Annotated in this window: 33 protein-coding genes; 25 read left to right on the top strand and 8 right to left on the bottom strand. The window is 68.5% G+C overall.

Annotation, left to right across the window (positions count from 1 at the left end; all coding sequences use genetic code 11):
* Positions 1 to 167 precede the first annotated feature (167 nt).
* Complete coding sequence (locus H7965_RS23370) at positions 168 to 443, bottom strand: hypothetical protein (RefSeq protein ID WP_222440770.1); 276 nt, start codon at positions 441 to 443, stop codon at positions 168 to 170.
* Between the two features lie 183 nt (positions 444 to 626).
* On the opposite strand from H7965_RS23370, the gene H7965_RS23375 reads away from it, so the two are divergent.
* Positions 627 to 1,607, top strand: coding sequence for a Bug family tripartite tricarboxylate transporter substrate binding protein (locus H7965_RS23375; RefSeq protein WP_186772993.1), 981 nt, complete (start codon positions 627 to 629; stop codon positions 1,605 to 1,607).
* Positions 1,608 to 1,800: 193 nt separating this feature from the next.
* On the opposite strand, the gene H7965_RS23380 is transcribed toward H7965_RS23375, so the two are convergent.
* From H7965_RS23380 to H7965_RS23405, 6 genes are all read right to left on the bottom strand, one after another.
* Positions 1,801 to 2,193: a hypothetical protein gene (locus H7965_RS23380; protein ID WP_229682755.1), complete on the bottom strand. Its 393-nt coding sequence runs from the start codon at positions 2,191 to 2,193 to the stop codon at positions 1,801 to 1,803.
* A complete protein-coding gene (locus H7965_RS23385) occupies positions 2,190 to 3,542 on the bottom strand; it encodes a recombinase family protein (RefSeq protein WP_186772994.1) in 1,353 nt (450 codons plus the stop codon). The genes H7965_RS23380 and H7965_RS23385 overlap by 4 nt, the downstream gene beginning before the upstream one ends.
* A complete protein-coding gene (locus H7965_RS23390; RefSeq protein ID WP_186772995.1) occupies positions 3,539 to 4,045 on the bottom strand; it encodes a DUF2924 domain-containing protein in 507 nt (168 codons plus the stop codon). The genes H7965_RS23385 and H7965_RS23390 overlap by 4 nt, the downstream gene beginning before the upstream one ends.
* 287 nt (positions 4,046 to 4,332) lie before the next feature.
* Positions 4,333 to 5,001: a hypothetical protein gene (locus H7965_RS23395; RefSeq protein ID WP_186772996.1), complete on the bottom strand. Its 669-nt coding sequence runs from the start codon at positions 4,999 to 5,001 to the stop codon at positions 4,333 to 4,335.
* A gap of 11 nt (positions 5,002 to 5,012) precedes the next feature.
* Complete coding sequence (locus H7965_RS23400) at positions 5,013 to 5,294, bottom strand: helix-turn-helix domain-containing protein (RefSeq protein ID WP_186772997.1); 282 nt, start codon at positions 5,292 to 5,294, stop codon at positions 5,013 to 5,015.
* A complete protein-coding gene (locus tag H7965_RS23405) occupies positions 5,294 to 6,016 on the bottom strand; it encodes an ImmA/IrrE family metallo-endopeptidase (protein WP_186772998.1) in 723 nt (240 codons plus the stop codon). Before H7965_RS23405 ends, H7965_RS23400 begins: the two co-directional genes overlap by 1 nt.
* Positions 6,017 to 6,374: 358 nt before the next feature.
* Here H7965_RS23405 and H7965_RS23410 point away from each other — a divergent pair, with 358 nt between their 5' ends.
* The 23 genes from H7965_RS23410 to H7965_RS23515 all read left to right on the top strand — a co-directional run bounded on the left by H7965_RS23410 (position 6,375) and on the right by H7965_RS23515 (position 23,759).
* Positions 6,375 to 6,863, top strand: a complete 489-nt coding sequence (locus H7965_RS23410; RefSeq protein WP_186772999.1) for a sigma-70 family RNA polymerase sigma factor — start codon at positions 6,375 to 6,377, stop codon at positions 6,861 to 6,863.
* Positions 6,864 to 6,885: 22 nt separating this feature from the next.
* Entirely contained in the window at positions 6,886 to 7,311 is a 426-nt protein-coding gene (locus tag H7965_RS23415; protein ID WP_186773000.1) for a hypothetical protein, read from the top strand.
* Positions 7,311 to 7,853, top strand: coding sequence for a hypothetical protein (locus H7965_RS23420; RefSeq protein ID WP_186773001.1), 543 nt, complete (start codon positions 7,311 to 7,313; stop codon positions 7,851 to 7,853). The genes H7965_RS23415 and H7965_RS23420 overlap by 1 nt, the downstream gene beginning before the upstream one ends.
* On the top strand, positions 7,853 to 8,719 hold the full coding sequence (locus H7965_RS23425) for an ATP-binding protein (RefSeq protein WP_186773002.1): 867 nt from the start codon (positions 7,853 to 7,855) through the stop codon (positions 8,717 to 8,719). The genes H7965_RS23420 and H7965_RS23425 overlap by 1 nt, the downstream gene beginning before the upstream one ends.
* Before the next feature lie 15 nt (positions 8,720 to 8,734).
* Positions 8,735 to 9,388: a hypothetical protein gene (locus H7965_RS23430; RefSeq protein ID WP_186773003.1), complete on the top strand. Its 654-nt coding sequence runs from the start codon at positions 8,735 to 8,737 to the stop codon at positions 9,386 to 9,388.
* 17 nt (positions 9,389 to 9,405) lie between these two features.
* Complete coding sequence (locus H7965_RS31225) at positions 9,406 to 10,365, top strand: DEAD/DEAH box helicase (RefSeq protein ID WP_229682756.1); 960 nt, start codon at positions 9,406 to 9,408, stop codon at positions 10,363 to 10,365.
* Complete coding sequence (locus H7965_RS31230; RefSeq protein WP_229682757.1) at positions 10,362 to 11,081, top strand: zinc ribbon domain-containing protein; 720 nt, start codon at positions 10,362 to 10,364, stop codon at positions 11,079 to 11,081. The genes H7965_RS31225 and H7965_RS31230 overlap by 4 nt, the downstream gene beginning before the upstream one ends.
* Before the next feature lie 165 nt (positions 11,082 to 11,246).
* Positions 11,247 to 11,456 (top strand): DUF6511 domain-containing protein, encoded by a 210-nt coding sequence (locus tag H7965_RS31235; RefSeq protein ID WP_186773004.1) that lies wholly within the window; start codon positions 11,247 to 11,249, stop codon positions 11,454 to 11,456.
* On the top strand, positions 11,456 to 12,223 hold the full coding sequence (locus H7965_RS23445) for a hypothetical protein (RefSeq protein ID WP_186773005.1): 768 nt from the start codon (positions 11,456 to 11,458) through the stop codon (positions 12,221 to 12,223). Before H7965_RS31235 ends, H7965_RS23445 begins: the two co-directional genes overlap by 1 nt.
* Complete coding sequence (locus tag H7965_RS23450; RefSeq protein ID WP_186773006.1) at positions 12,220 to 14,571, top strand: AAA family ATPase; 2,352 nt, start codon at positions 12,220 to 12,222, stop codon at positions 14,569 to 14,571. Before H7965_RS23445 ends, H7965_RS23450 begins: the two co-directional genes overlap by 4 nt.
* A 419-nt stretch (positions 14,572 to 14,990) precedes the next feature.
* On the top strand, positions 14,991 to 15,539 hold the full coding sequence (locus tag H7965_RS23455; RefSeq protein WP_186773007.1) for a crossover junction endodeoxyribonuclease RuvC: 549 nt from the start codon (positions 14,991 to 14,993) through the stop codon (positions 15,537 to 15,539).
* Positions 15,536 to 15,766 carry a hypothetical protein gene (locus H7965_RS23460; protein WP_186773008.1) on the top strand — a complete coding sequence of 77 codons (231 nt, stop codon included), beginning with the start codon at positions 15,536 to 15,538 and terminating at the stop codon, positions 15,764 to 15,766. The genes H7965_RS23455 and H7965_RS23460 overlap by 4 nt, the downstream gene beginning before the upstream one ends.
* Positions 15,756 to 16,310, top strand: a complete 555-nt coding sequence (locus tag H7965_RS23465) for a DUF6456 domain-containing protein (RefSeq protein WP_186773009.1) — start codon at positions 15,756 to 15,758, stop codon at positions 16,308 to 16,310. The genes H7965_RS23460 and H7965_RS23465 overlap by 11 nt, the downstream gene beginning before the upstream one ends.
* Positions 16,311 to 16,547: 237 nt before the next feature.
* Positions 16,548 to 17,021 (top strand): calcium-binding protein, encoded by a 474-nt coding sequence (locus tag H7965_RS23470; protein WP_186773010.1) that lies wholly within the window; start codon positions 16,548 to 16,550, stop codon positions 17,019 to 17,021.
* On the top strand, positions 16,961 to 17,446 hold the full coding sequence (locus H7965_RS23475; protein WP_229682758.1) for a calcium-binding protein: 486 nt from the start codon (positions 16,961 to 16,963) through the stop codon (positions 17,444 to 17,446). Before H7965_RS23470 ends, H7965_RS23475 begins: the two co-directional genes overlap by 61 nt.
* A gap of 334 nt (positions 17,447 to 17,780) precedes the next feature.
* Positions 17,781 to 18,122, top strand: coding sequence for a hypothetical protein (locus tag H7965_RS23480; protein WP_186773011.1), 342 nt, complete (start codon positions 17,781 to 17,783; stop codon positions 18,120 to 18,122).
* Positions 18,123 to 18,204: 82 nt separating this feature from the next.
* Positions 18,205 to 18,516 (top strand): HU family DNA-binding protein, encoded by a 312-nt coding sequence (locus H7965_RS23485; protein WP_186773012.1) that lies wholly within the window; start codon positions 18,205 to 18,207, stop codon positions 18,514 to 18,516.
* A 363-nt stretch (positions 18,517 to 18,879) separates the two neighbouring features.
* Positions 18,880 to 20,349, top strand: coding sequence for a site-specific DNA-methyltransferase (locus H7965_RS23490; RefSeq protein WP_186773013.1), 1,470 nt, complete (start codon positions 18,880 to 18,882; stop codon positions 20,347 to 20,349).
* Positions 20,339 to 21,613 (top strand): site-specific DNA-methyltransferase, encoded by a 1,275-nt coding sequence (locus tag H7965_RS23495; protein ID WP_186773014.1) that lies wholly within the window; start codon positions 20,339 to 20,341, stop codon positions 21,611 to 21,613. The genes H7965_RS23490 and H7965_RS23495 overlap by 11 nt, the downstream gene beginning before the upstream one ends.
* Positions 21,610 to 22,188 carry a PDDEXK-like family protein gene (locus H7965_RS23500; protein WP_186773015.1) on the top strand — a complete coding sequence of 193 codons (579 nt, stop codon included), beginning with the start codon at positions 21,610 to 21,612 and terminating at the stop codon, positions 22,186 to 22,188. The genes H7965_RS23495 and H7965_RS23500 overlap by 4 nt, the downstream gene beginning before the upstream one ends.
* 106 nt (positions 22,189 to 22,294) lie before the next feature.
* On the top strand, positions 22,295 to 22,531 hold the full coding sequence (locus tag H7965_RS23505; RefSeq protein ID WP_229682759.1) for a hypothetical protein: 237 nt from the start codon (positions 22,295 to 22,297) through the stop codon (positions 22,529 to 22,531).
* 95 nt (positions 22,532 to 22,626) lie between these two features.
* The gene (locus H7965_RS31240; RefSeq protein WP_229682760.1) at positions 22,627 to 23,484 is read left to right on the top strand and encodes a DUF3489 domain-containing protein; all 858 of its coding nucleotides are present in this window, start codon (positions 22,627 to 22,629) and stop codon (positions 23,482 to 23,484) included.
* A gap of 56 nt (positions 23,485 to 23,540) precedes the next feature.
* The gene (locus tag H7965_RS23515) at positions 23,541 to 23,759 is read left to right on the top strand and encodes a helix-turn-helix domain-containing protein (protein ID WP_186773016.1); all 219 of its coding nucleotides are present in this window, start codon (positions 23,541 to 23,543) and stop codon (positions 23,757 to 23,759) included.
* A gap of 64 nt (positions 23,760 to 23,823) precedes the next feature.
* Here H7965_RS23515 and H7965_RS23520 read toward each other — a convergent pair whose 3' ends face one another.
* Positions 23,824 to 24,825: a VOC family protein gene (locus H7965_RS23520; RefSeq protein ID WP_186773017.1), complete on the bottom strand. Its 1,002-nt coding sequence runs from the start codon at positions 24,823 to 24,825 to the stop codon at positions 23,824 to 23,826.
* A 425-nt stretch (positions 24,826 to 25,250) separates the two neighbouring features.
* Between H7965_RS23520 and H7965_RS30460 the strand changes: the two genes are divergently transcribed.
* A partial coding sequence (locus H7965_RS30460) for a type IV toxin-antitoxin system AbiEi family antitoxin domain-containing protein (protein WP_222440772.1) occupies positions 25,251 to 25,454 on the top strand: 204 nt, incomplete at its 3' end.

Here is a 25,454-nt window from a genome sequence, read left to right on the forward strand (position 1 = left end):
CCACTCCTCTGCTCGGTCGGCCACTCGTGCGCGCCGGAACACTCGGGGTGGCGCACACCCTTCGCTGGGCGTTTCGCTGACCAGAGTGCACGCGGAAGGCTTGGCCGACCTAGCCCCACGCGTCCGAATTGTAGCCTTCGCAAAGGCCAATGATGAACTCGGCCATTTCAATACACCCGGCGTACATTTGGGCCGCCGTTGAGCGGAATGGGTGGCGTTAGCGAGGACGGCAGCGGACGGCCCTTCTGTCGATCCCACTCGACCGGAAACGGCTCCATAAACGTCGGCAGGGTCATCCCCTCAGGCTGACGCGCATCCAGGATCGCCTCAACGATATCCGGTGCCAGCAGCGTCAGGCGAAGCACGCGCGAGACGCAGGACGAGTTGATCTTCTCCGTGGCGGCCAGTTCGTCGGTCGTGCCGTAGCGGCCTTTCTCCATCATCCGTGTCGCCTCTCGCCAGCGTTCCGCAGTTCAAGCAAGCGTGCAGTTATAAGGGGATGGGAGCCTCTTCTTCAGAGACATACTGGCCGTTCTTGCCGACCCGATCACCGAGCCTGTAGCGTGTCACCACAAGGCGCCTCGGGAAAACCGCCCGCAAAAGGCGCCCATTGGGAAGGAGACAACATGGCAGTTTCTCGCCGTTCGCTTGCGACTATGGCCGCCGGTTCGGCCTTGGGCATGGCCGTTGCGCCGCGCCGATCTCGGGCTCAGGCCTATCCGGCGCGGCCGGTGCGCATCCTCGTCGGCTTCGCCGCCGGCGGCGCGACCGACATCCAGGCGCGCCTGATGGGGCAGTGGCTGTCGGACCGTCTCGGCCAGCAATTCGTCGTCGACAACCGCTCTGGCGCCAGCGGCAACATCGCCACCGAGATGGTCGCAAGGGCGGCGCCCGATGGCTACACTCTGCTCCAGATCGTGACCCCGCACGCGATCAACGCCGCACTCTATCCGAACCTGCCCTTCGATTTCATGCGCGACATTGCGCCGGTGGTATGCGCGGCTCGGCTGGCCTATGTCGCCGTGGTCAATCCGGCGTATTCGATTCATGCGATCCCTGAGTTGATCGCCCATGCTAAGGCGAACCCGGGCAGTATCAGCTATGGCTCGGCCGGCGCCGGTACGCCGCAGAACATCTCCGTCGAGCTGTTTAAGATGATGACCGGGGTCAACCTGCTGCATGTTCCCTACCGCGGCGGTGCGCCCGCCGTCGCCGACTTGTTGGCCGGCCACATCCAGCTGGTGTTCAGTCCGCTGTCGGAGGCGATCGAGCAGATCCGGGCCGGCAAGCTGCGGCCGCTCGGGGTCACCACCGCGGCCCGGCTGGACGTGCTGCCGGACGTGCCAAGGATCGCCGACTTTGTCCCGGGCTACGAGGCCAGCGGCTTCGCCGGCATTGGCGTGCCGCGCAACACGCCGGCCGCCGTCGTCGAACTGCTGAACCGCGAACTCAATGCGGGCCTTGCCGATCCCGGTGTCCGAGCCCGCATCCTCGACCTAGGGGGCACGCCGGTCGGCGGCACGGCGGCCGAATTCGAGGCGATTCTGGCGGCCGCTATCGAGAAGTGGGCACGGGTAATCAAGTTCGCGGGCATCAAGGCCGATTAGGCTCTGGGCTTATTGGCTAAACCAAAAGGTGAAGTCGGCGACGAGAGTGATTTCCCTTTCACCCAAGCCGGAAATCTCGCAGCGGCAAGGCTTTGTGCATGGGGCGGCGGTCAGTGGCCGCTCCCTGCAAGGGCAGAGGCGCTTCTCCGGCTCGCGCAAGCCAGCACCCCCGACCTCGTTACGGAGCTCGATTTCACTGTTTCGCAACGGTATGTGATCGCTGCCTCTCCCACTCCACCGGAAACGGCTCCATCAGCCCCGGCAGCGTCATCCCCTCCGGCTGCCGCCCGTCCAGGATCGCCTCGACGATGTCCGGCGCCAGCAGCGTCAGCCGGAGCACGCGCGAAACGTAGGACGAGTTGATCTTCTCCGCCGCCGCCAGTTCGTTGATGGTGGCGAAGCGCCCGGCCTCCATCATTCGCCGCCACCGGAACGCCCGGGCCAGCGCCTTCACCAACGTGGTGTCCGACGACGATGTGCCCCGGTTCGTGGTGGCGGCAGGCGCGATCATCAGCTTCCGCCCGCCCCGCTGCTTCCGGACCGCCAGCGGCACCCGCACGGTCAGCATCTGCGCGGCGCCGGTCACGCTGCCGCCCTCGCTGGTTCGGCCGACTGCGCGGCAAGGTCCCGCGCCAGGCTGGCCAGCCCCTCCAGCTTCAGGCGCACGTCAGCGCCGCCCACCCCGATGTCGACCCGGTCGACCAGGAGGCGGATGATCCGCGCCTGCTCCGCGGGGAACAGCTCCTCCCACAGCGGGTCCAGGCGCTCCAGCGCCAGGCGAGCCTCGTCCTCCGTTATAGCCGGCGCCGAGGCCCGTGCCGCGCGCCAGGCGCCCAACACCACCTCCGGCTGGCGCAGCAGCCCCCGAACCTGCGCGATGACCGCGCCCTCGATCTTCGCGGCGGAGATGCGCGCGGTCGCCGGGCCGTCCGCGGCGCTGCCCTTCAGCACCGACTGGCTGACGTAGTACCGGTACTGCTGGCCACGGCGCCCCCGCGCGTGGGTGGGCGACATGGCACGGCCATCGCTGCCGAAGATCAGCCCGCGCAGCAGTGAAGGCGTTTGACAGCGGGTGCGGTTGGCGCGTGTCTTCGGGCTGATCGTCAGCAGGGCGTGGGCCGCGTCCCACATCGCCTGCGGCACGATGGCGGCATGCTCGCCGGGGTGCGACTTCCCCTTGTGCATCGCCTCGCCGAGATAGGTGCGGTTGCTCAGCACCCGATAGACGTCGCTCTTGGTAAAGGCGCGGCCTCGCTTCGTGGTGGCGCCCTCGGCACGCAATGCCTGGACCAGCTTCGTGCCCGATTCCGTTTCGACGAACCCTTCGAAGATCCGGCGCACCAGCGCCGCCTCGGCCTCGTTCACCAGCAGCTTGCGGTCCTTAGCGTCATAGCCGAGCGGCACGAAGCCACCCATCCAGATCCCGCGCGCACGCGACGCGGCCACCTTGTCGCGGATGCGCTCGCCAATGACCTCCCGCTCAAACTGCGCGAAGCTGAGCAGGATGTTTAGCGTCAGCCGCCCCATGCTGGTAGTCGTGTTAAAGGACTGTGTGACGGAGACGAAGGTCACGCCATGCGCGTCCATCACCTCCACCAGCTTGGCGAAATCCATCAGCGAGCGGGAGAGCCGGTCGATCTTGTAGACCACGATGACGTCGACGAGGTCGGCCTGGATATCGCGCAGCAGGCGCTGCAGCGCCGGCCGATCCAGCGTGCCGCCCGAGAACCCGCCATCGTCGTAGCGGTCGCACACCAGGACCCAGCCTTCGGCACGCTGGCTGGTGATATAGGCCTTGCAAGCGTCGCGCTGCGCGTCGAGGGTGTTGAACTCCATGTCGAGGCCTTCCTCGCTCGACTTGCGCGTATACACGGCGGCGCGGATCTTCCGCACTGCCACCGGCATCGCGACCTCGGCGGTAAGCTTGCGCTTCATGCCGCGCCCCTCCGGTTCTTCAGGCCAAAGAACAGCCAGCCATTCCAGCGCGTGCCGGTGATGGCGCGCGCGACGGAGGAGAGCGACTGGTAGGGGCGCCCCTGATACTCGTAGCCGTCGTGCAGCACGGTGACGCTGTGCTCGACGCCCTGATACTCGCGGATCAGCCGCGTGCCGGTGATCGGCTTGTCGTCGCCGTGGATGCGCCGCAGGACGGGATTACCGCGGTCGAGTTGTTCACCCAGGGCCTCGAGGCGTTGGACGGTCTCGGGCTTCAGGCCGCCATAGGCCAGTTCCTGGATGCGGTAGGCCAGCCGGCTTTCCAGGAAGCGCCGGTTGTAGGGCGACGGCTCGGCAGCGAAGAGTTCCCGCCACTGCTGCTTCAGGTCCGGCGTCGCGGTGGTCTTCAGGGCGGCAAGCCGGCCCAGCACGTCGGCCGGCGGAATGGCGGGGATAGTCGGCGCCGGCGGAGTGCCGGATTTGGATTTGGTGGCGCGTGTCATGCGGGTCTCCGGTAGGTCCGGTTCGCATGCAGGCGCTGGGGGGGCGGGAAGTGTAGGCCGCGCTCTCCCCAGTCCGCCGCGTCGCGCGCAGCTTCCTCGGCAGCGCGGCTGCGCAGCCGCAGGAGCCCCGCGGCCAGGATCTCGCAGACCTCGCGGAGGTGCGGCGGGAGGTGGGCGTTGACAGGGTTCGACAGGGGCATCGGGATCCAGCACGCATTGTCCTGCCCCTCATCTACGGATTTCGCCGCCGCCATTCTCACGGCCGCGGCGCCTGCCAGCCGGCAGCCTCAGGCGGATTTCCGCTCCGCCTCCGGCGCGAACACCTTCCATGCCGCTGCAAAGCGCCGCTGAAGCGTGCTCTCATCCGGCACCTTCAGTCCCTGCTCAGCAAACCAGCCCTGCAGGTGGCGGATCAGCGCCCCCTTGGACGGGGGTACGCCGTCGAAGAACACCGTGCGGGCGAATTCCAGCCAACACGCGTCCCAATCATGCGTGGGCTGCACGCCGCGCCGCGCCTTGGGCGGTGCTTCCACCTCGGGCCCCGCCTCCTGCGCCTCCAGCCGCTGCCACTCCTCAAGGCAAACCCCCAGCTCGTCGCGCGTCACCTCCAGACCCGCATAGTCCGGATCGCCGGTCTCGATGTGGATGTAGTGGCCAGGCTCTGCCCGCAGCGAGGTCAGCACCCCGGAGCCACTGCGCAGAATCGTCCATCCGTCCAGCGCGTGGATGTCCACCAAGCCGTTCAACACGCGGTAGCCAGACGGGATCCGATGCACCTGGCCGTGTTCGTCATCCTCCTCCCATTCGCCGATCTCCACGCGCAGCCCCGCCACGGGAACCCTGAGGCGCAGCTGCCCCTCCGCCGCCATGACCCCCATGTCGACCAAGGAAAGGCCGAACCGCGCCGCCACATCATCGATGCCAAAGAAACGCTTGTGCTTGAGGCGCGCGGCCATGCTGCCCCCCCTCAACCAGTCGCAAAGGGGCGCACGCGCCGGTAGGCGAGCACTACCTTGCCGATGTCCCGCCGCATGTCGGGCGGCAGGCGCTGCGCCTCGACGAATAGCGCGTCGAGCTGAATGCCCAGGATGGCCGCCGCCCGTTGCACGAGCTCGTCGCTTGGCGGCTTCTCGATCTCCCGCTCCACGCGCGACCAGTAGCCGGGCGAAATGCCCATGCGCTCCGCCATGTCATTGAGCCCGATGCGCAGCTCCGTGCGCCGGGCGCGGACCGTTGCCCCGAAGGCCATCACACCCCTCCCTGGATGAGGCCGTAGCGCGCGAGGCGCACGGCGATGAACCGTTCCGACACGCCGAAGTCACCGGCCAGCGCCGCAACCACGCCGCCCACCGCCTCCGGGTCGTTACCCGCGGCCAGGATGGGGCAGCCCGGCCGGCCCTGGTGGGGGCCCCGGCCGAGCCGCAGCCCCTCACCACGGGCATAGGCCAGCAGCCGCGTGTGCAACGGCACGGGCGGTACCAGCAGCGCGCCCATGAACTCGTTGGCGCGCCCCTCCGCGCCACGGCCGACCCGATCCAAGGCCTGAGGGCAGGCCGCCACGGCCCGATACCGGTGCACCCCCTCCTCCAAGGCCGCGGGGACGTCGAACACGAGATGTCCGAGTTCGTGCGCGGCGGTGCTGAGCGCGAGATCGGGGCGATGTGCCGTCATCGGCCCATTCACCGCCAGGAAGGCCCAGTTCGGTTCGTCGGGGTCGGTGTCGCAAAGGCCCAGCACCTGGCGGCCCATCTCGTCGCGCAAGGCGCCGGCCGTGTCCCACGACACCGACAGCCTGCGCCCATTCACCGACACCTCGCGGCTGACCTGGAGGAGCGCCGCCAGCGTCACCCCGAGGTCGCTGGCCTCGCGCGGGATCTGCTGCCGCACCTGGGCGGCGACGTTCCGGATGGCGCCGGCGGACAGGCCGCGCGGCACAGCTCTCCCCGATCGGCAGGCGTAGTCGATGGTCAAGACCATAGGATGCGTGTCCTTGCGAGACAGCGTTTCGGCAACGGGTCAGCGCAATCTATGTTCCCGGTCCGTGCCAAGTCCAGCACGATGCATAGAGGGTGGTGTGGAAATCTGATTTCCGCACCAGCGGGGCCGGGGCAGGCTGCCAATATCCTTTAAGCCATTGAATTAAGGCCGGTGCGGAAATCCTCATCGGGCTTTTCCGCACCTTTCCGCACCTTTGCGCCCTCGTCGCACCGCCGAACGATGTGCTGGCTTGAGGTCATCGCAGCCGCCAAAGCCGAGGACCGCCGCCATGCACGAACAACAGTCAGAACAGGCACATAATCCGCCCCAGTAGGACAGCGATCGTATCCGAGTGGCATGCACCGCCGCCCGGTCCCACGCCCACCGCTTTGCGCGGCAGCGCCGGCTGGGTCGCGCCGACCGGGAGGATCTCGCCCAGGACATCCTGGTCGCCATCGTCGAGGCGGCCGACCGGTACGATCCATCCCGCGCCGCCTGGTCGACCTACGTGGGCCTGCTCGCCCAGCATGTGGTCATCGACCACGCGCGATCCATGGCTCTTCGCGAGACGGTCTGGCTCGATGCGTCCGGGGCTGACGGCATCGAGCACTGGCTCGCTGCGGACGAGCCCGACCATGACCTTCCCCTGGCGCTGCGCTCCGCGGCCAGTGATCTGCCGCCGGCGCCGATGGCGCTGCTCGGTCTGATCTTCGCGCATCGCGACATGGTGGACGCGCGCGCGGCGAGCGGCGTCTCGGCCGCGGGCTTCTATCGCGCGCTCAGCGATCTCCGCTGCTGGCTGCGCGCCGCAGGCCTGCATCCGACCCCGTCGCGGTCGTGAGAACGGATCCGCGCGGATCCGTATGAACCAGATGATCCCCCTGCGTGAGAAGGAGACCGGCCCCGTGCACCTTGCGCGCCCCACCCATCCGCTGAGCCCAACGATGTCGAGCGCGAACGCGCCGCTGGATGTCGTCCTGACCGAGAATGACCTGTGCGACCGCCTCGCGGACGCGATGGCCGGCGCCATCATCACCTACCACATCGGCATGCTGGCGCGTGACCGTGACAAGGCGGCATCGCAGTTGCCGCCCGACGAACGCCTCGAACTGATCGCCGTGGCGGAGCGCGCGCGCCGCTTCTCGGAGGCCGGCCTTGCGCATTTGGTGCAGCGCCGCGTCGGGGAGGAGCGCTTCGCCTATCTGCTCATCGTCCGATCGCGGCCGCGCAACGGCCGCAGTCCTCTCGCGCTCGCCATGGCGGGCTTTCTCCAGGGGGAGGCTGCGTGATGGACGCGCTCCGCACCAACCGCCCCAGCCTCGACGCGCTGCGCCACATGCCGGTGAGCGATGTGATCGCGCTCCCCGCCGAGCACCTCGCGCTGCTGCAGACGGATGCGCGCGAGGCGCTGGATGCCGCCAAGCGCATGCAGGACTGGATTGAGGCCGCGATTGCGCTCCGCTACGAGCAGCGCGCCATCGGCGCCCGTGCCGCGGCCGGCAAGGACACGGGCACGGTCCGCTTCCAGGACGGCGCCGTGGAGATCGCGGTCGACCTGCCGAAGAAGGTGGAATGGGACCAGGTGCGGCTCGCCGCGCTGTCCGAGCAGATCCGCGCCGGCGGCGAGGATCCGGGCCAGTATGTCGAGGTCAGCGTCAAGGTCTCCGAGCGGGCTTACACTGCCTGGCCGGAGCGCATCCGCGCAGCCTTCGAACCGGCCCGCACCGTGCGCACCGGGCGCGCCACCTATCGCCTCGCCATCATGTCCGAAACGGCGCTGCGCGACAGCCCGCATGGCGCCGGCGTCATCCCGCTGCGGGGAGGCCGCTGATGGCGCTGCGCATCATCACCGCCGACGAGCGGCAGGCCGAGGAGCGCGGCGTCAAGGCCGCCATCCTCGGCAAGCCCGGCATGGGCAAGACCTGGCTTCTGAACACGACCTGCGCCGTGACCACTCTCTTCATGGACCTCGAGGCGGGCGATCTCGCCGTGCAGGGCTGGCGGGGCGCTTCGATCCGCCCGCGGACGTGGGAGGAATGCCGCGACCTGGCGCTGTTCCTCGCCGGCCCGAACCCCGCGCTGCGCGACGACCAGCCCTATTCCGCAGCCCAGCATGCGCGGGTGGTTCGCGAGTACGGCGATCCGGCGCGCATGGACCACTACGTCACGCTGTTCATCGACAGCATCACCGTCGCCGGTCGTCTCTGCTTTCAGTGGTGCCGCGGCCAGCCCGAGGCCTTCGCGGAGCGCACCGGAAAGCCTGACGTGCGCGGCGCCTATGGGCTGCATGGGCGCGAGATGATCGCCTGGCTCACACATCTGCAGCACGCCCGCGGCCGCAACGTGATCTTCGTCGGGATCCTCGACGAGAAGCTCGACGACTTCAATCGCCGCGTCTTCAGCCTGCAGATCGAGGGCAGCAAAACCAGCCTCGAACTGCCCGGCATCGTCGATGAGGTGCTGACGCTGGCGGAGATCAAGGACCAGGGCGGGCCGCTGTTCCGGGCGCTGGTCTGCCAGACGCTGAACCCCTGGGGCTATCCGGCGAAGGACCGCAGCGGCCGGCTCGACCTGCTGGAGCCGCCCGACCTCGGCCGCCTCTTCGCGAAGATTCGCGGCACGGAAGCACCCAGTGCGTCGGCGCCCGCGCTGCCGGCGCCGCTCGTCACGACCGCCACCGACACCCCCAACACCTGATCGGAGCAGAGCACCATGGCTGCCTGGAACGACTACAACGACGCCCAGTCCAACCCGAACCTGATCCCCAAGGGGACGCTGGCCAAGGTCCGCCTCACCATCCGCCCCGGCGGCTTCGACGATCCGAGCCAGGGCTGGACCGGTGGCTACGCCACGCGCGGCAGCACCGGCGCGGTATATCTCAATGGCGAGTTCACCGTGCTGGAGGGGCCCTACGCGAAGCGGAAGGTCTTCACGCTGATCGGCCTCTACAGTCCGAAGGGGCCGGAATGGGCGGGGATGGGCCGCAGCTTCCTGCGCGGAATGCTGAACTCCGCGCGCGGCATCTCTGACAAGGATGTCTCGCCCCAGGCGCAGGCGGCGCGCCGCATCGGCGGCTTCGCGGATCTCGATGGCCTCGAGTTCGTGGCGAAGATCGAGCACGGCACGGATGCGGGCGGCGAGACCAAGAACGAAATCCGCATGGCGGTGACCCCGGACCATCGGGACTACGCCCAGGTGATGGGCCGGCAGGTGGCGCCGGCGGGTTATGCCCCGCCCGCCCAGGCCTATGCGCCGCCCGTGCACACGCCACCGCCCGTCGCACCGGCCATGCAGCAGGGCGCCTTCCCGGCCGCTGCACCGCAGCCCACCGCCGGGGCCGATCCCCGCCCCGCCTGGGCGCGCTGACGGAGGGCCGCACCAGCATGATGCTCCGCCCCCGCCAGAAGCTCTTCGTCGAGCGCAGCCTCCGTGCGCTCGGCGAGCACGGCAACACGCTCGGCGTCGCCCCGACCGGCGCCGGCAAGACCATCATGCTGTCGGCCACGGTGGGTGAGCATATCCATCGCGGCGGCGCGAAGGCCGCTGTCCTCGCGCACCGGGATGAGCTGACGGCGCAAAACCTGGCGAAGTTCCGCCGCGTGAACCCCGGCATCAGCACGTCGGTGGTGGATGCCGGTCAGAAATCCTGGGGCGGACAGGTCACCTTCGCCATGGTGCCGACGCTGACGAGACAGGCGAACCTGGCGGCTATGCCGGCACTGGACCTGCTGGTGATCGACGAGGCGCATCACGCTGTCGCCGGCAGCTATCAGCGCATCATCGATCGCGCCCGGGATCGCAACCCAGACTGCCGGATCTATGGCGTCACCGCCACGCCGAACCGCGGCGACAAGATCGGGCTGCGCCAGGTCTTCTCAAACGTCGCGGATCAGATCCGGCTCGGTGAGCTGATCGCATCCGGCCACCTGGTGCCGCCGCGCACCTTCATCATCGATGTCGGCGTGCAGGATGAACTCCGGGCCGTGCGGCGCAGCGGCGACGATTTCGACATGGGCGAGGTCGCCCGCGTAATGGACACCGTGCCGGTCACCGACGCGGTCGTGAAGCACTGGCAGGAGAAGGCCGGGGGCCGCCAGACCGCGGCCTTTTGCTCCACCGTCGCCCACGCCGAGCACGTCGCCGCGGCCTTCAACGCCGCCGGCGTCCCCACCGTCGTGGTGACAGGTGAGATGCCGGAGGGGGAGCGCCGTTCCGTCCTGGCCACCTATGCCCGGGGCGAGGCGCGCATCGTCGTGAATGTCGCGGTGCTGACGGAGGGCTGGGACCACCCGCCCACCTCCTGCGTCGTGCTGCTGCGGCCCAGCTCCTTCAATGCACGATGATCCAGATGGTCGGCCGCGGGCTGCGCACCGTGGATCCCACGGAGCATCCCGGCATCGTCAAGCGCGACTGCATCGTGCTCGACTTCGGCACCTCCTCGCAGATCCATGGCTGCCTGGAGCAGGACGTCGATCTCGACAGCCAGCCCGGCGAGGGTGAGCCGCCCACCAAGACCTGCCCCTCCTGTGAGGCGGAGGTGCCGATCGCGGTGATGGAGTGCCCGATCTGCGGGCATGCCTTCGAGCCCTGCGGGCGCGAGACGGCGCCGCTCACCGACTTCATCATGACGGAGATCGATCTACTCCAGCGCTCCGCCTTCCAGTGGTGCGACCTGTTCGGCGACGACGCCGCGCTGCTGGCCAACGGGTTCAACGGCTGGGCGGGCATTTTCTTCCTGAACGGGGCCTGGCACGCGGTCGGCGGCGCCAAGGAGGAGCGGCCGCGCCTGCTGTCCATCGGGGAGCGGCTGGTAGCGCTGGCCGCGGCGGACGACTGGCTGAACGCCTACGAGACGGACGAGAGCGCCCATAAGAGCCGGCGCTGGCTGCGCGAACCGCCGACCGAGCGGCAGTTGGTCCACCTGCCGCCGGCAGCCCGGGCCGATCTCGGCATGACCCGGTACCAGGCGTCGGCGCTGCTCACCTTCAAGTTCAACCGCCAGGCCATCCAGCATCTCGTGCGCAGCGCCCAGCCCGCGGTGCTGGGGCAGGCCGCATGATCTATGGCCCGCTCCCCGGAACCGCCCTGCGCCGTCTGCTCCCGTCCGGCGCGTGGCTTTGGTTGGTTCGACCCTGCGCCGCGGAAGAAGCCGCGGCCCTCGGTCTCCTTCTGCTGCATCGCCTGCCAGGCCTTCTGGTCGCGCTTGGCGGGGAGGTCGTCCGCCATGGTTGATCTCACCGAGCAGGAGAAGGCCGCGATGCGCGCGGCCATGCGCCGCGTCGCGGAGACCATGGCCGAGATCGGCTGGGGCACCCGCTTCCAGGAGCTCAGCGAGGCGCAGGTGCTGACGCTGATCGAGGTCGCCGTCGGCGGCTTCCAGGAGGCGATGCAGGCGATCGCCCGGCAGGACGCTAAGGCGGAGGTGCCCTTCTGATGCTCAACTTCAACAGCCGCAGCCAGACCTCCGCGCATGTGAATGCCGTCATCGACGCGGCGCTGGTCGCCGCCAATCAGGCGACGCCGCCGCGCAGCTACCTGGGTGGCTCCCGCCTCGGCCATGCCTGCGAGCGGGCGCTGCAGTTCGAGTTCGTGAAGGCGCCGAAGGATGAGGGCGCCGACTTCGACGGCCGTCTGCTGCGCATCTTCGGGATCGGCCACGCGCTGGAGGACGTCGCCGTCGCCTGGCTGCGTGGCGCCGGCTTCGATCTCTACACCCGCCGCGGTGGTGGGGAGCATGGCGAGCAGTTCGGCTTCTCCGTCGCCGGTGGTCGCATCCGTGGCCACGTCGATGGCATCTTCGCCGGCGGCCCCGCCATCCCCGGCATGGCGTTCCCGGCGCTGTGGGAATGCAAGACCATGAACGCCAAGGCCTGGCGCGAGACGTCCAGCAAAGGCGTCGCCGCAGCCAAGCCGATCTATGCGGCGCAGATCGCGGTCTACCAGGCCTACATGGATGCCGCCGTCCCGGGCGTGGCGGACAATCCGGCGCTGTTCACCGCCATCAACAAGGACACGGCGGAGCTGCACCACGAGCTGGTGCCATTCAACGCCGAGCTGGCGCAACGCATGTCGGACCGCGGCGTGCGCATCCTCGCGGCCACAGATGCGGGCGAGTTGCTGCCCCGGGTCGCAGCCCAGGCCGACCATTTCGAGTGTCGGTTCTGCCCCTGGGCCAAGCGCTGTTGGGCGCAGCCTGCATGAACGCATGGGGCGACTTCAACGATGCCGCGCCGCTGCCAGATGACGGCGTGAGCGAACTTCCCGCCGCTGGGCAGATCGCCCTCGATCGACTTCCTGGCGCTGGGCAGCCGATGCCGCCTCATGGCGGCCACGTCGCGCCGGACATCGAGCAGATCGCCGCCTTCCTGGACGTGGTGTTCGGCTATTGCGACGGGTTGATTCCGGTCCGCGGCTTCGTCGACCAGGGCCAGGGGCTCGACACCAAGCCGCACAACATCTGGGTCCCGGCCGATCGGCACGCCGCCGCATCCCTCAGCGCCTATGCCACCTGGGCCGCGCGCGAAGGCAGCGCCGTCTATGTCATCCCCGGCACCGTCGCCGAGCAGGGCCAGGCCCGCGCCGAGCATGTGCTGCAGATGCAGACCGTGGTGGTCGACCTCGACGCCGGTGACATCGCCGCCAAGCTGGCGCATCTGGTCCACCACCTCGGCGCACCGACCCTGCTGGTCGAGAGCGGCGGCCGCACCGGCGAGGGGGCCGCCAAGCTGCATGCTTGGTGGCGGCTGACGGAGCCGGCCGAGGGGCAGGATCTGGCGCGGGTCTGCGCGCTGCGCGGCGAGATCGCGGAGAAGGTTGGCGGCGACCTTCACTTCCGCTCCGCGCACCAGCCGATCCGCATGCCAGGCACCGTCCACCAGAAGCATGGCGTGCAGCGGCGGGTCATCATCCGGGAGCACCGCCCCAGGGCCGAGTTCGAGCTTCCCGACCTCGCCGCGGCCGTGGCTGCCATGCCCACCGTGCCGGGCCTGGAAGCGCCCATCGCCGCCCCTGGCGCCACCCGCCCCAGCCTCGATACGGTCCTGACCACGCCGGTGCGCGAGGGCAGCCAGGACGGCTGGACCCGCTTCCAGGGCGCCAGCGCCGCCATCGGCCACTTCGTCCGCATGGTCCACGAGGGCCGCCTGACCGGCGAGGAAGGGTGGGAGGCCATCTGCCAATACAACGCCGCCTGCCTCCGCCCGGCGTGGCCGCTGGACCGCCTCAAGGTCGAGGCGGACAGCATCTGGGCACTGCATGTCGATCGGAACGGGCCGCCCCTGCTGCGGGTCGCGGCAGCGCCGCCCGGCGCCATCCCGGCACACACTCTCGGCGCGCTGCTCGACGACACCTCTCTGATGCCCGACGACCTGATCGGGCCGCGCCTGCTGACCCCGGGCGGGATGCTGGTCCTCGGCGGCGCGCCGAAGGTCGGGAAGTCCGACTTCCTGATCAGCCTGCTGGTGCACGCAGCGGCCGGCACGCCGTTCCTGCGCTTCACGGCACCGCGCCCGCTACGAGTGTTCTATCTCCAGGCCGAGATCCAGTACCACTACCTGCGCGAGCGCCTGCAGCAGCTCCGGCTCGACCCCGCCATCGTGGCGCGCGCCCGTGACACCCTCGTCGTCACCCCCAAGCTGCGCATGCTGCTCGACGACCAAGGCGTGCCCCTCGTGGCCGCGGCCATCCGTGTGGCATTCCCCGACGCGCCGCCTGACATCATCTGCATCGACCCGATCCGCAACCTCTTCGATGGCGGGCCCGCGGGCGAAGGGGAGAATGACAACGCGGCGATGATGTTCTTCCTGCAGGGCCGGGTTGAAGCGCTGCGCGACCAGGTCGCCCCCGAGGCGGGCATCATCCTCGCCCATCACACGAAGAAGCTTAGCAAGCAGCAGGTCAAGGACGATCCCTTCCTGTCGCTCTCCGGCGCCAGCGCGCTGCGCGGCTACTACACATCAGGCGCCATCCTGTTTCGCCCCGACGAGGAGCAGACCGAACGCGAGCTGCATGTCGAGCTGCGCAACGGCCCTGGCCTCGAGCCGATGCTGGTCGACAAACGCGGCGGCGCCTGGGTCGAGCTCGACCGGAAGGGCGAACGCCTGGTCAGGAGGGACATCGGCCGCAAACTCGATGCCGAGCGCATGCGCCGCCACGACGTGATCCTGCGCCTGATCGCCGAGGAGGCGGAGGAAGGCCGGCTCTGCACCGCCAACGCCTTCGCGTCGAAGTTCGAGAACAAGCGCGGGCTCGGCGGGAAGGACAACATCCGCGAGAGGATCGGTGTCCTGGCCATGAAGGGCTACATCAAGTACCGGCGCGAGGCCCGCGACCTCGGGCAGCCCTACACCAAGTCGAAGAACGGCTACCTCGTCGTCCAGGACATGCTCCTCGCCACCGGGGAGGAGGCCGTCGATCCGGAGACCGGTGAGATCATCCCGGCCACCGTCCGGGTGCTCCCGAGCCACTTCCAATGCCCCCGGAGCGAGGCGCTGCTCGAGGTCGAAAACCCAGAAGTCTGGGTGCTGCACGACCCCGAGGAGCCCGCCTGATGGCCCTCGCGATGCGAGACCGCACTGACCGAAACTGCTCCCGAAACTGCACAGTTTCGGTCCGAATCTGCTCGGCCGCCGAAACTGCGAAACTGCTTTTCACCAATAAGATCAATAACTTCTGGCCGAAAGCAGTTTCGCGTAACGAATCTGTCCGAAACTGCTCCGAATTTGCTTTTTCCAAAACAAAGTCAGTGGCTTGGAGCAGTTTGGCAGATTCGGTTTTTCGCTACCCCCCTACGGGGGGTGTGCGTGTGCGCCTCAACGGCGCACGCACACCACACCCGGGGCGCCTGGTTTGGGCTCGTGGACCACCCCCACTGCGGCCACCCGACCCCAAGCCGGGCAGCAACGGCGAGCTCCGCCAAGAACCGCGCCGTCGCCGCCCTCACCAGGACGATCCCCTTCCGGAGACCACCATGGCACCCGCGACTCTCACCATGCCCGCCGCGCATGCAAGCGGCCCGCCTATCGCCCTCCCGCCCGCGATCAGCCTGGCGCACCACGCCGTCCTCGCCCTCGATCTCGGCACCACCACCGGCTGGGCGCTGCGCGGCCAGGACGGCGGTATCACTTCGGGCACCATGACGTTCCGCCCCAGCCGCTTCGAAGGCGGCGGGATGCGCTTCCTGCGCTTCCGCGGCTGGCTGGCGGAGGTCGCCGCCCTGTCCGGTGGTGTGGCGCGGATCGTCTTCGAGGAAGTCCGTGCGCATGCCGGGACGGATGCTGCGCACCTCTACGGCGGCTTCCTCGCCCACCTCTCGGCCTGGTGCGAGGAGCGCAGCATCGCCTACCAGGGCGTGCCCGTGGCCACGATCAAGCGCTTCGCGACCGGCAAGGGCAATGCGGACAAGGCGAAGATGGTCGCCGCCATCCAGGCTCGCGGCTTCGCGCCGGCCGACGACAACGAGGCGGATGCCATCGCCCTTCTGCTCTGGGCGACCGACCCCACGGGAGGCCGCCCATGAGCATGCACGGCGCACCACTGCCGCCCCGATCCTGCCTCGACCGCGGGACGCGTAGCCCGACCAACGACCGCGAGGTTAACGCCATGCGCGCCGCCGCCTGGCATCGCCACGGCGTCGCTGCCCTGCCCGTGGCCGAGATCGCCGACGACTGGCTGCGCCAGGCGGTCATCAACGAAGCCAACCGGCGCTGGGGGCGTCGCAACGGGGAGAACCACCATGGCCGGTAAGCGCAAGACCAAGGTGCTGAAGCCGAAGCACGATGATCTGGCGAAGCCGTCGAAGTGGCGGCTGCAGCATGGTGGCTTCTCGGAGCCGATCCGCGAGGCGGATCCCGAGACCGGCAGCCCAGTCCAGCACCGTCGCGCGGTGGACACGCTGGGCATGATGATGGCGAACGGCACGATCACGCCGGAGATGCAGGAGGCTGGGCAGATCTTCCGGACACTGTTCTGGTCCGCCGCGCTGGACGGCATCGCCACCTCGCAGCTGATCCGGCTGGCGGGCGCCACCGCCGACGCTATGTCGAGCCGGCAGATCGATGCCCGGCGCCGCGTGGCCGAGGCGCTGGACGCGCTGGGCGGCCACGACAGCCCGGCGGGCTCCTGCGTGTGGTTCGTCGTCGGGCTGGAGTTCTCGGTCCGCCAGTGGGCCATGCGCCAGGGCTGGTCCGGCCGACCGGTGCACGGGCCGGTGGCGCAGGGCATGCTGGTCGCGGCGCTCGGGACACTGGCCTCCCATTTCCGGCTGACGCCGCGGCAGAGGGCAGGGTGAATGCCGTCATTCCGAGCCGAGGATGTAGGCCATGGCGTCGGCGAGGCAGACGAAATGCAACCTCGTTATGCGAGCAGTCGCGGTTGCGGTGGCGCCGCGAGAGTCGCGTGCTTGAGAGTGGACGCGCTCGCGGCTACGCGAGTACGCTTCTGGCGGCGCACGGCAGGGCTTGCGCCGCCTGATTTTATCGGCCTGAGCTGCTGCCGAGGCGGTGACGAACGAGATGAGGAGGCGTCCATGGCAATCATCCTGGCCAGGCGTGCCGGCTCTGATCCTCTGACCGGCGCCAGCACACGTGACGTCATTATCGGCAGCGACAAGGCGGACCTAATCGGCGGCCGAGAAGGCGACGATTGGATCTTAGCGCGATCCGGTAATGACAGGATTTACGGCGACAACATCGGCGAGCCGGGTGGCCCGTTCGAGGTCGGCCCGCCGCCGATCCAGTTCGGCGGCGAGCCTGGGAACAATGTAATTTTCGCAGGCGGCAGCAATGATTTCGTTACAGCAGGCTTCGGCGCCGATGTCGTCTTCGGTGGAGGCGGCAATGACGAGATCCGAGGCTACGGCGTCTTCGACGGAACCATCGCAGCGGCTGACATCATCGCTGCAGACGGCCGGACCGCCTGTTCGGAGGACGTGGTGACGATGTGGTATACGGCGGTGGCGGCAACGACCTACTTGTTGGTGGCAAGGGCAACGATACCCTGACCGGTGGCGTGGGCGTGGACACGCTGATCGGCGGGGCCGATCTGGACGTGTTCGCATTCGGCTTCAGCCGAGAACCAGGTTTTGGCCAGATCCCATCGGCGGTGAGCTTCATTCTCGATACAGGCGTCGGTCCCGGTGAACGTGACCGCTTGGAAGACTTCGTTCAGGGCGAAGACAAGATTGATCTGAGCTTTGCCAGGCCGACTGGTCGCACCGGGGGGCTGCCGCCCGAGTTCCTCGGCACCGACAGCTTCGCGGCGAGCTTCGCACTGCAGGTGCGCTACGAGTACCAGGACGGGCAGACAATCGTTCAGTTCGCGACCTTCGCCGGAAATCCGCCGTTTGCCCCGACGCCCACCGGTCCAACCGGGGAAATCGAACTGGCAGGGATCCACCACCTCGTCGAAAGCGACTTCCTATTCTAACGCAGGCGTCCTGCCCGTGCTGCTCCCTGCGCGGGCCGATCCGCTGTCACTCGGAGCCGAGGACGTAGGCTGCGGACTCGGCGATCAGCGTGAACGGCAAGGCAGGATGATGCGCTAGGATGAGTTCGCACAAGGCCTGGTGTCGGCGTCCCCTGGCCGCGGGAAGGCGCCTGACGGGCGCAGAGCAGCCCGTGCAGCGGCCAGCACGGCAGCGCTCAGCCATGGCGGCGGCGGGTGTGACGAGGCGCCGTTGGGCATGTCCGACGATAGCTCCCCCTTATGAAACAAGACAAGAACATGCTATGGGACGGGCGAACCAAGAGGAGCTGAAGCCATGGCCGCTCGTAGGGCTGCACGGGTGCGTCCGGTCGACGCCGCGATTGTCCGCCTGATGGCGCTCGCGGCGAAGGGCGTCCAGCCGCCCCGCATGGCACGTGAGGTGGAGGTGATCGTCGCCGAATGGCTGCGCGCGCCAGAAGCCGACCCGTCCGAAGCGAAGGGCTGGCTTGACGAACTGCGCGAGCAGATCGCCATCGGCGTGGGCGATGCCGAGGAGCAGCTCTCAGACATCGACAGTAGCGAGCCAGCCGCGGTGAAGCAGGCGCAGGCCACGCTGGCTGCGCTGGTCGCCACACGGGATGCGGCTGAGCGTGCGCGAGCCGCTGTCCGTGCCTGAGCAGCCCTCGCAGGCTGTGTGTGCTGGTCCTGACAGACACCTTTGTCTCGGCTAATGGGCAGGCTTCGCAAGGAGCTTGTCTATGTCGAAGAAGTTTCTCACCGACGTCATCGCCCAGTCCGCCGACATGCCGGCCGCTGCCGCAGGCCGCCTGGCCGCTGACATCATCGCCGCGATCAAGGGACAGATCGTCGAGACCGGTCGCTTCACGATTCCTGACTTCGGCGCCTTCGTCGTGCGCGAGACGGCGAAGCGCACGGCGCTGAACCCGAAGACTGGCGAGAAGATCGCGGTGAAGGCCGGCGCGGCGGTGCGCTTCAAGGCGAGCCCGGCGCTCAAGGAAGCGGCCTTCGCTGGCCTGAAGAAGGCAAAGCGCAAGGCTGCGAAGGGCTGAGTGAATCTACGGGTGGGCGCGGTCGCATGCGGCTGTGCCCACGTCCCTCTTCCAGATACCGCTGTTACAATTCACCCCATGGCAGCGCGCAAATCGGGTTGGCTATGATGGTGACACGTCGAGAAGGTGCGTCGAGCACCGCGGCTCCCGAGCCACTCGCCAGTTGATCAGCCACTGTGGCTCTCGAGCCGCAGGGTCCTTCCTGGCCCCGCTGTATGCGGGGGGCGGAAGCGCGCAAGGTCGCTAGCGCCAGGCCATAAATCAGGGTTGCGGTTTGCAGCCTTCTCCCGCGGCTTCAACTCGTTAGCTGCAAACCGACGCCGGGCCTCGGCCCTACAAACCACCCGCAAACCGGATGGCATCATGGCGCTCCCCTGGATGGCGGCGAAGATCCTGCTGCGTCCGGTGGCGGAGCTGCGCCCGCACGCCGGCAATGCCCGCGTGCACAGCGCCGCGCAGCTGGAGCAGATCAAGGCCAGTATGCTGGCCTTCGGCTTCACCAACCCACTGCTGGTCGATGAGGACGGCGTTCTGATCGCCGGACACGGCCGGCTCGAGGCCGCGTCCGCGCTCGGCATGGCCAAGGTCCCGGTCATCGTGCTGCGGCACCTGTCCGCCGCGCAGAAGGAGGCGCTGCGGCTCGCCGACAATCGCATCGCGGAGAACGCGACCTGGGATCAGGCGCTGCTGCGCGATGCGCTCGCCGCGGTGCAGGCGGTGCCGGACATCGACCTCGGCGCGCTCGGCTTCTCGGCGAATGAGCTCGCGGACATCCTCGCGGCGGCTGGAGATGCCGTGTCCAACGGCGACGCGCCCGAGGCTCTGTCCGCGGATCCCGCCGAGGGGGGCGGTGCGACTGGCGCGGCAGGCACCGAGGATGCGCCGGCGGAGGATCCCGCCGATGCCGATCCGGAGCCGCCGCGCCAGGCCGTGACGCGTCCCGGCGACCTCTGGCTGCTGGGCGAGCACCGCCTTCTCTGCGGCGACAGCACCGACGCCTCCAGCATGGCGCGGGTGATGGGTGAGGACCGCGCGGCGCTGCTGTTCACTTCCCCGCCCTATGGAAACCAGCGCGACTACACCACCGGCGGCGGCACCGATTGGGATGCCCTGATGCAGGGCGTGTTCCAGCATCTCGACGCGGCCATGCGGGCGGACGGCCAAGTGCTGGTGAACCTCGGCCTGATCCACCGCGACAGCGAATGGATTCCCTACTGGTCCGGCTGGCTCGATTGGATGCGTGCCCGCGGCTGGCGCCGCTTCGGCCTCTACACCTGGGACCAGGGGCCCGGCCTGCCCGGCGACTGGAACGGCCGGCTCGCGCCGGCCTTCGAGTTCGTCTTCCACTTCAACCTTCAGGCCCGCCAGGCCAACAAGATCGTGCCCTGCAAATGGGCCGGCACGCCGAACAAGGGCAGCGGGCTGCGCGCCGCCGACGGCACCATCTCGGAGTACCAGCATGCCGGGCTGCCGGTGCAGGAATTCCGGATCCCGGACAACGTGCTGCGCCTCACGCGCCACAAGGGCCGCGGGATCGAGACCGAGCACCCCGCGGTGTTCCCGGTCGTGCTGCCCGAGTTCCTGATGCGGACCTACACGGACGGAGGCGACGTGGTGTTCGAGCCCTTTGGCGGGAGCGGCACCACTATCCTGGCCGGCCAGCGCAACAGCCGCCGCGTGCGCGCCATCGAGCTGGCGCCGGCCTATGTCGATCTGGCCTTGGCCCGATGGAGGATGCTGCATCCCGACCTGCCAGTGACGCTGGCTGATGATGGGCGCGATTACGACGCCGTTGCTGAGGCGAGGCAGGAGGTCACCGCCAATGCAGCCTGATCTTGTGGTGAGCAGCCTGCCGGTGGCGGGGCTGGTCCCGTATGCGGAGAACGCGCGGACGCATTCGCCGTCCCAGGTGGCGCAGATCGCCGCCTCCATTGCCGAATTTGGCTTCGTGAACCCGGTGCTGGTGGACGCCGAGGGCGTGCTGATCGCTGGCCACGGCCGCGTCATGGCTGCGAAGCAGCTCGGGCTCGCCTCCGTGCCGGTGCTCCGGCTCGGCCATCTTTCTCCCGCTCAGGCGCGTGCCCTGCGCCTCGCCGACAACCAGATCTCGTTGAACTCGGGCTGGGACGAGGCGCTGCTTGCCGCCGAGATCGCTCGCATCCGCGACGAGGCGCTGGTCGATCTCGACGTGCTCGGCTTCTCCGGCATGGAGCTGGACCGGCTACTGGCCGCAGTTGGGACCGAGACGTCTGGCGCCATTGCTCCGGGCGATCCCGACGCCCCGGTACCAGAGCCGCCGGAGGATCCCGTCACACGTCCCGGCGACCTTTGGCGGCTCGGCCAGCATCGCCTGTTGTGTGGCGATGCCACTAGCGCAACGGATGTCGCTCGACTGCTCGGTAACGCCCGACCACATCTGATGGCCACGGACCCGCCCTACGGGGTGAACTACGATCCCGGATGGCGGAACGAGGCCGGCGTCTCGGCCACCATGCGCACCGGCAAGGTGGCGAACGACGACCGCGCCGACTGGCGGGCGGCCTGGGCGCTCTTCCCTGGTGATGTGGCCTATGTCTGGCACGCCGGCGTGCATGCGCGGACCGTGATCGAGAGCCTGGAGGCGGCGGGCTTCGTGATCCGCAGCCAGATCGTCTGGGCCAAGCCGCGGCTGGTGCTGGGGCGTGGCGATTATCATTGGCAGCATGAACCCTGCCTCTACGCTGTGCGCAAGGGCGCGACTGGCCACTGGCAGGGCGCGCGGGACCAGACCACGCTCTGGAGCATCGGCAACGGCGGACCGGAAGACCTCGCCACCGTGCACGGCACGCAGAAACCCGTGGAGTGCATGCGCCGTTCGATCGTGAACAACAGCGTCGCGGGCGAGGCGGTCTACGAGCCCTTCTGCGGCAGCGGCACCACCATCATCGCAGCCGAGACAGCCGGCCGTGTCTGCCTCGCGATGGAGGTCAGCCCCGCCTATTGCGATGTGGCCATTGAGCGATGGCAGGCGATGACGGGACAGCCGGCTGTGCTGGATGCCGAAGATCGCGTCTTTTCCGACGTCGCTGCAGCACGTGGACGGGAAATGGCCGCATGACCCGCGACGCCGGTCTCTTATTCGATTGTGGCGCGCTCCCACTCGCGGTGCCACCGCCTGCTCCACAACGCCCCGGCAGCGTGCGGCAGGTCAGCCAGGAGCTCGAGCTCGGACGTGCCGCTGAGCACCTGGTCTGCGCCGATCTTCTGCTTGGCGGCTGGAGCGCATTCCATACGGCCCAGGGCATGGCGTATGATTTGGCAGTCGATGTCGGCGGGCGCGTGATCCGTGTTCAGGTGAAGGCGACGCTGCACCCGCGGCACCCGCAGCCGAACATGCGGGCCAATCCAGCGTATTTCTTCGGAATCAGGCGAGCGGGACGGGGTGCCGCGCGCGTGTATCGCCACGACGAGTTCGATGTCTACGCGCTGGTGGCTCTGGACCGCAGGCTCATCGGCTATTTCGCGAAGGCCGAGCTCCCCACACAGTTGATCACGCTTCGCATTCCTGGCGGTCGGTACGGGCTTGGCGGCAAGGGTGAGCGCGAGTTCGAAGGCGCTTCGTTCGGGCGGGCTCTTGCGGTCATGCACGAGCTCGCCAAACCGCGCGATCATGATGTGATCCAGACCGCCTAAGCATAGCAATTCCGCGCCGCTGCATCTTGCTTGGCTCGTGCGCGCCACAGCGCGAATGGTCCGTCACACGCAGAGCACCCAGCCCTGCACCACGACGGAGACCACCATGACCGACCTAGAAGCCCGCGCTGCCCGCAACCAGGAACGCAGCCTGGCCGCCTTCCTCGCGAAGAAGGCCGAGTTCGACGCCCTCCTCGCAGAACTTACCCAGGTCAGCGCGGACCACTTTGGCGCGGACCCCGAGACGGTGCTTTGGGGCGAAGCGGCCTGGCTTTCGGATGCCACCGCGAAGCTCAAGGACATCGCGGATCAGCATTTCCGCCGCGGCGAATACGCCGCCTGAAGCGGGCCGCTCCCGCACTGCCCCGACCGGCGTCGCCGGCGGGGCTCCCGGCAGTAGGGACCGATTGTCGGCACCCGGAACCGGAGACCACCACGATGACCAAGCTTTCCGACACACAGCGCGTGATCCTGATCGCCGCCTCGCAGCACGAGATGGGCCTCGCCCGCGCGCCGAGGAACCTCCCGGCCGCAGCCCGCAACGCAGTCTTTCGCAGCCTCATCAAGAACAACCTGCTGACGGAGATCAACGCGCCGCGGGAGCATGTCGGGCTCGGCTGGCGCCAGGATGAGGACGGCACCTGGATAGTGGCCCGCATCACCGACGAGGGGCTGCGCGCGATCGGCATCGACCCGAACGAGGGCGACGCGGGGGCCGGCGAGCCCGACTGCTCGGGCATCGAGGGCAGCGTGCCCGACACGGCACCTACGGTGGCGCCCGGCACCACGCCGGGGGAAAGCCCCGCGCCCGCCGCCGAGCCCGCCCAGGCCGCGCCCCTGGCGGAGGAAATCGCCCTGCTCGACCAGGCTCTCGCGGCGCGCGCCGCCACGCCACGGACCCACCTGCGCGATGCCGCCGCGGCGGTGCTGGCCGCCTGGGATGACGAGGCCAACCGCGCGGGCGACATGATCGGCGCCCTCGATGCGCGGATGGAGGCCCTGCGCACCCTGCTCGCCGGCAAGCCCGCCCGCGCCGCCCGTGAGCCCGGCGCGCCGCGCAAGCCGCGCGAGGGCACCAAGCAGGAGCAGGTCCTTGCCATGCTGCGCCGGCCCGAGGGTGCCACGGTCGCGCAGATCGCCGAGGCGACCGGGTGGGCGCAGCACACGGTCCGCGGCTTCTTCGCGGGGCTGAAGAAGAAGGGCTACGCGGTCCAGGTGCTGGAGCGGGTGCGGATGGTCGGCCCCAACAAGGAGGGGGCGAAGGGCAGCTATACTGTGTATAGCATTGCCATTTAGTGCACTGACACAGAGGGACAATTCATGCCCCTGTTGAGACGTGCCAGGCTGGGCGGATGGCTCAGAATGTTTGCACCATCATTGATGCTGGTGATCGCACACGGTTGGCCACGATCATGGCTGATTGGAGCCGCCCCCAGAAACAAGCTGAGCGTGCCAGGATTATCCTGCTGTCCGCCGACCGGCTGCCCATTGCCGAGATAGCCCATCAGGCCGCGGCGAGCCGACCGACGATTTGGCACTGGCAGGCCCGCTATGCGCAGACCGACGGATGATCTGCGGATGCTTACCGTCAACCGTAGCTTCGGCAGCGACACGCAGCCTGGGCGAAGTCCGACACTACCGTCCCGCCTTCACCGCGTCCCACCACGGGCAGACGCCGTCCATGCGCTGATAATTCCCTTCCATCACGTAGACTGGTGCGCGCAGCTCCTGGCCACCCGGCCGGCGGTCTGCCGGCGGCGGCTCAGGGGCACCAATCTCACGCATCAAGCCGTCATGGCCCCAGTAGCTCTCGACACTGGTCATCTCCGTGGGCTGCCAGTTGGTGGGGTTCACGGTGCGCCCACCCCAGCCGCATTCGACGAAGAAGTCCCCAGGCGTGCGCTGGTAGAAGGAGGTCACCAAGTCGTTGCAGTGGCGTCCCAGTGTCGCCACGACGCGCTCGGCGCCATCGGCCAATGCTAGGTCGTAACCCTGCCCAACATCGTCCAGGGAATACATTTCCACCATCAGGTGGTGCAGCATGTCAGCAGGCGCCTCGACCAACGCCAAGCTGTGGTGCCGCGCGTTGACGTGCATGAAATAGGCCTGGATCGGCGTGCGCATGAAGTCGCTGATCCGGAAGCCGAGCAGGTCACGGTAGAATCCGAGCGATGCCGCCATGTTCGTCGTCGTCATCAGCACGTGCCCCATGCCGAGCGGCCCGCAGCGAAAGCCGGAAACCATGCGTCCAGGCCGGAAGGGCGTGTCCGCCACCTGCGCACCGTGGAAGGCCTCCAGCCGATTGCCAGCCGGATCGGTAAAGGAGATCAGGCCAGAGACGCAGCGCTGATCGGCAAGCGCCACTGTCTCACGCTTCGCGGCGACGCCGGCGCGCTCGAGCTTTGTAGCCAGCACGTCCAGCGCCGTTGCGTCGGCCACTTCCCAGCCGTAGTAGCGCGTGCCCGTGGGCAAGGAGGCATCGGCAACGAGGCGCTGCCGCCGATCGTCCATCCGGAAGGCGCGCAGCCCGGCGCCGCGGTCGACCATCTGCATGCCGAGACGTGCGGTCGCGAAATCCGCCCAGTCCTCCAGGTTCTCCGCTCCGAAGCCCAGATAGCCGAGCGCCTGAATCTCCATAGCTCCCTCCTAGGCGAAGGCATACGCGGATGATCCGCGCGTGACAGCGGGAACGTTAGAGCATGACCCAAGCGTCGCGCATCGGTTTTATTCATCGCGCCCCCTAATGTACCCCGTACAAGCGCAGTCTGTTTGTTGTCTCAGGGACCAGAATCGCCAACGGCATGTTCATGATCGCTCCATGCTATCGGCTCGTGCTGCGCTGCGCCTATCTCTAGTTGTCAGCAATCTGCAGCGTTGGGAAACCGAGGCGGTTGAGCTCTCATCTCCCAGCGGCAGATCGCCTACGGTCGGCTCCGCAACCGCACTGCTAGCGTCGCATCCATTCGTCCAGGGTCGTACGTTTTGAACGGGGATGGTGCCTTCTCCCCCCGCCCATTGAAAAGGGTGCGCATCATCGTCGCGCGCGGCGGGAGGTCGCCGCCATGCCGGAACTTACTGCCTCCACGCGCGAGGCCGCGCGGCGCCTCGGCGTCAGCGACACCGCCATCCACAAGGCCGAGCGCGCGGGCCGCATTGCTCGAGAGCCGGACGGCCAGTGGGACATCGACAAGACCCGACGCCGCCTCGTGGAGACTGCCGACCCCGTCCGCTCGCCCCTGGCCAGCGGCGCCACCGCGGACGGCACG

This window comes from Siccirubricoccus deserti (genome assembly GCF_014283215.1).
Classification (GTDB): Bacteria; Pseudomonadota; Alphaproteobacteria; order Acetobacterales; family Acetobacteraceae; genus Siccirubricoccus; species Siccirubricoccus deserti.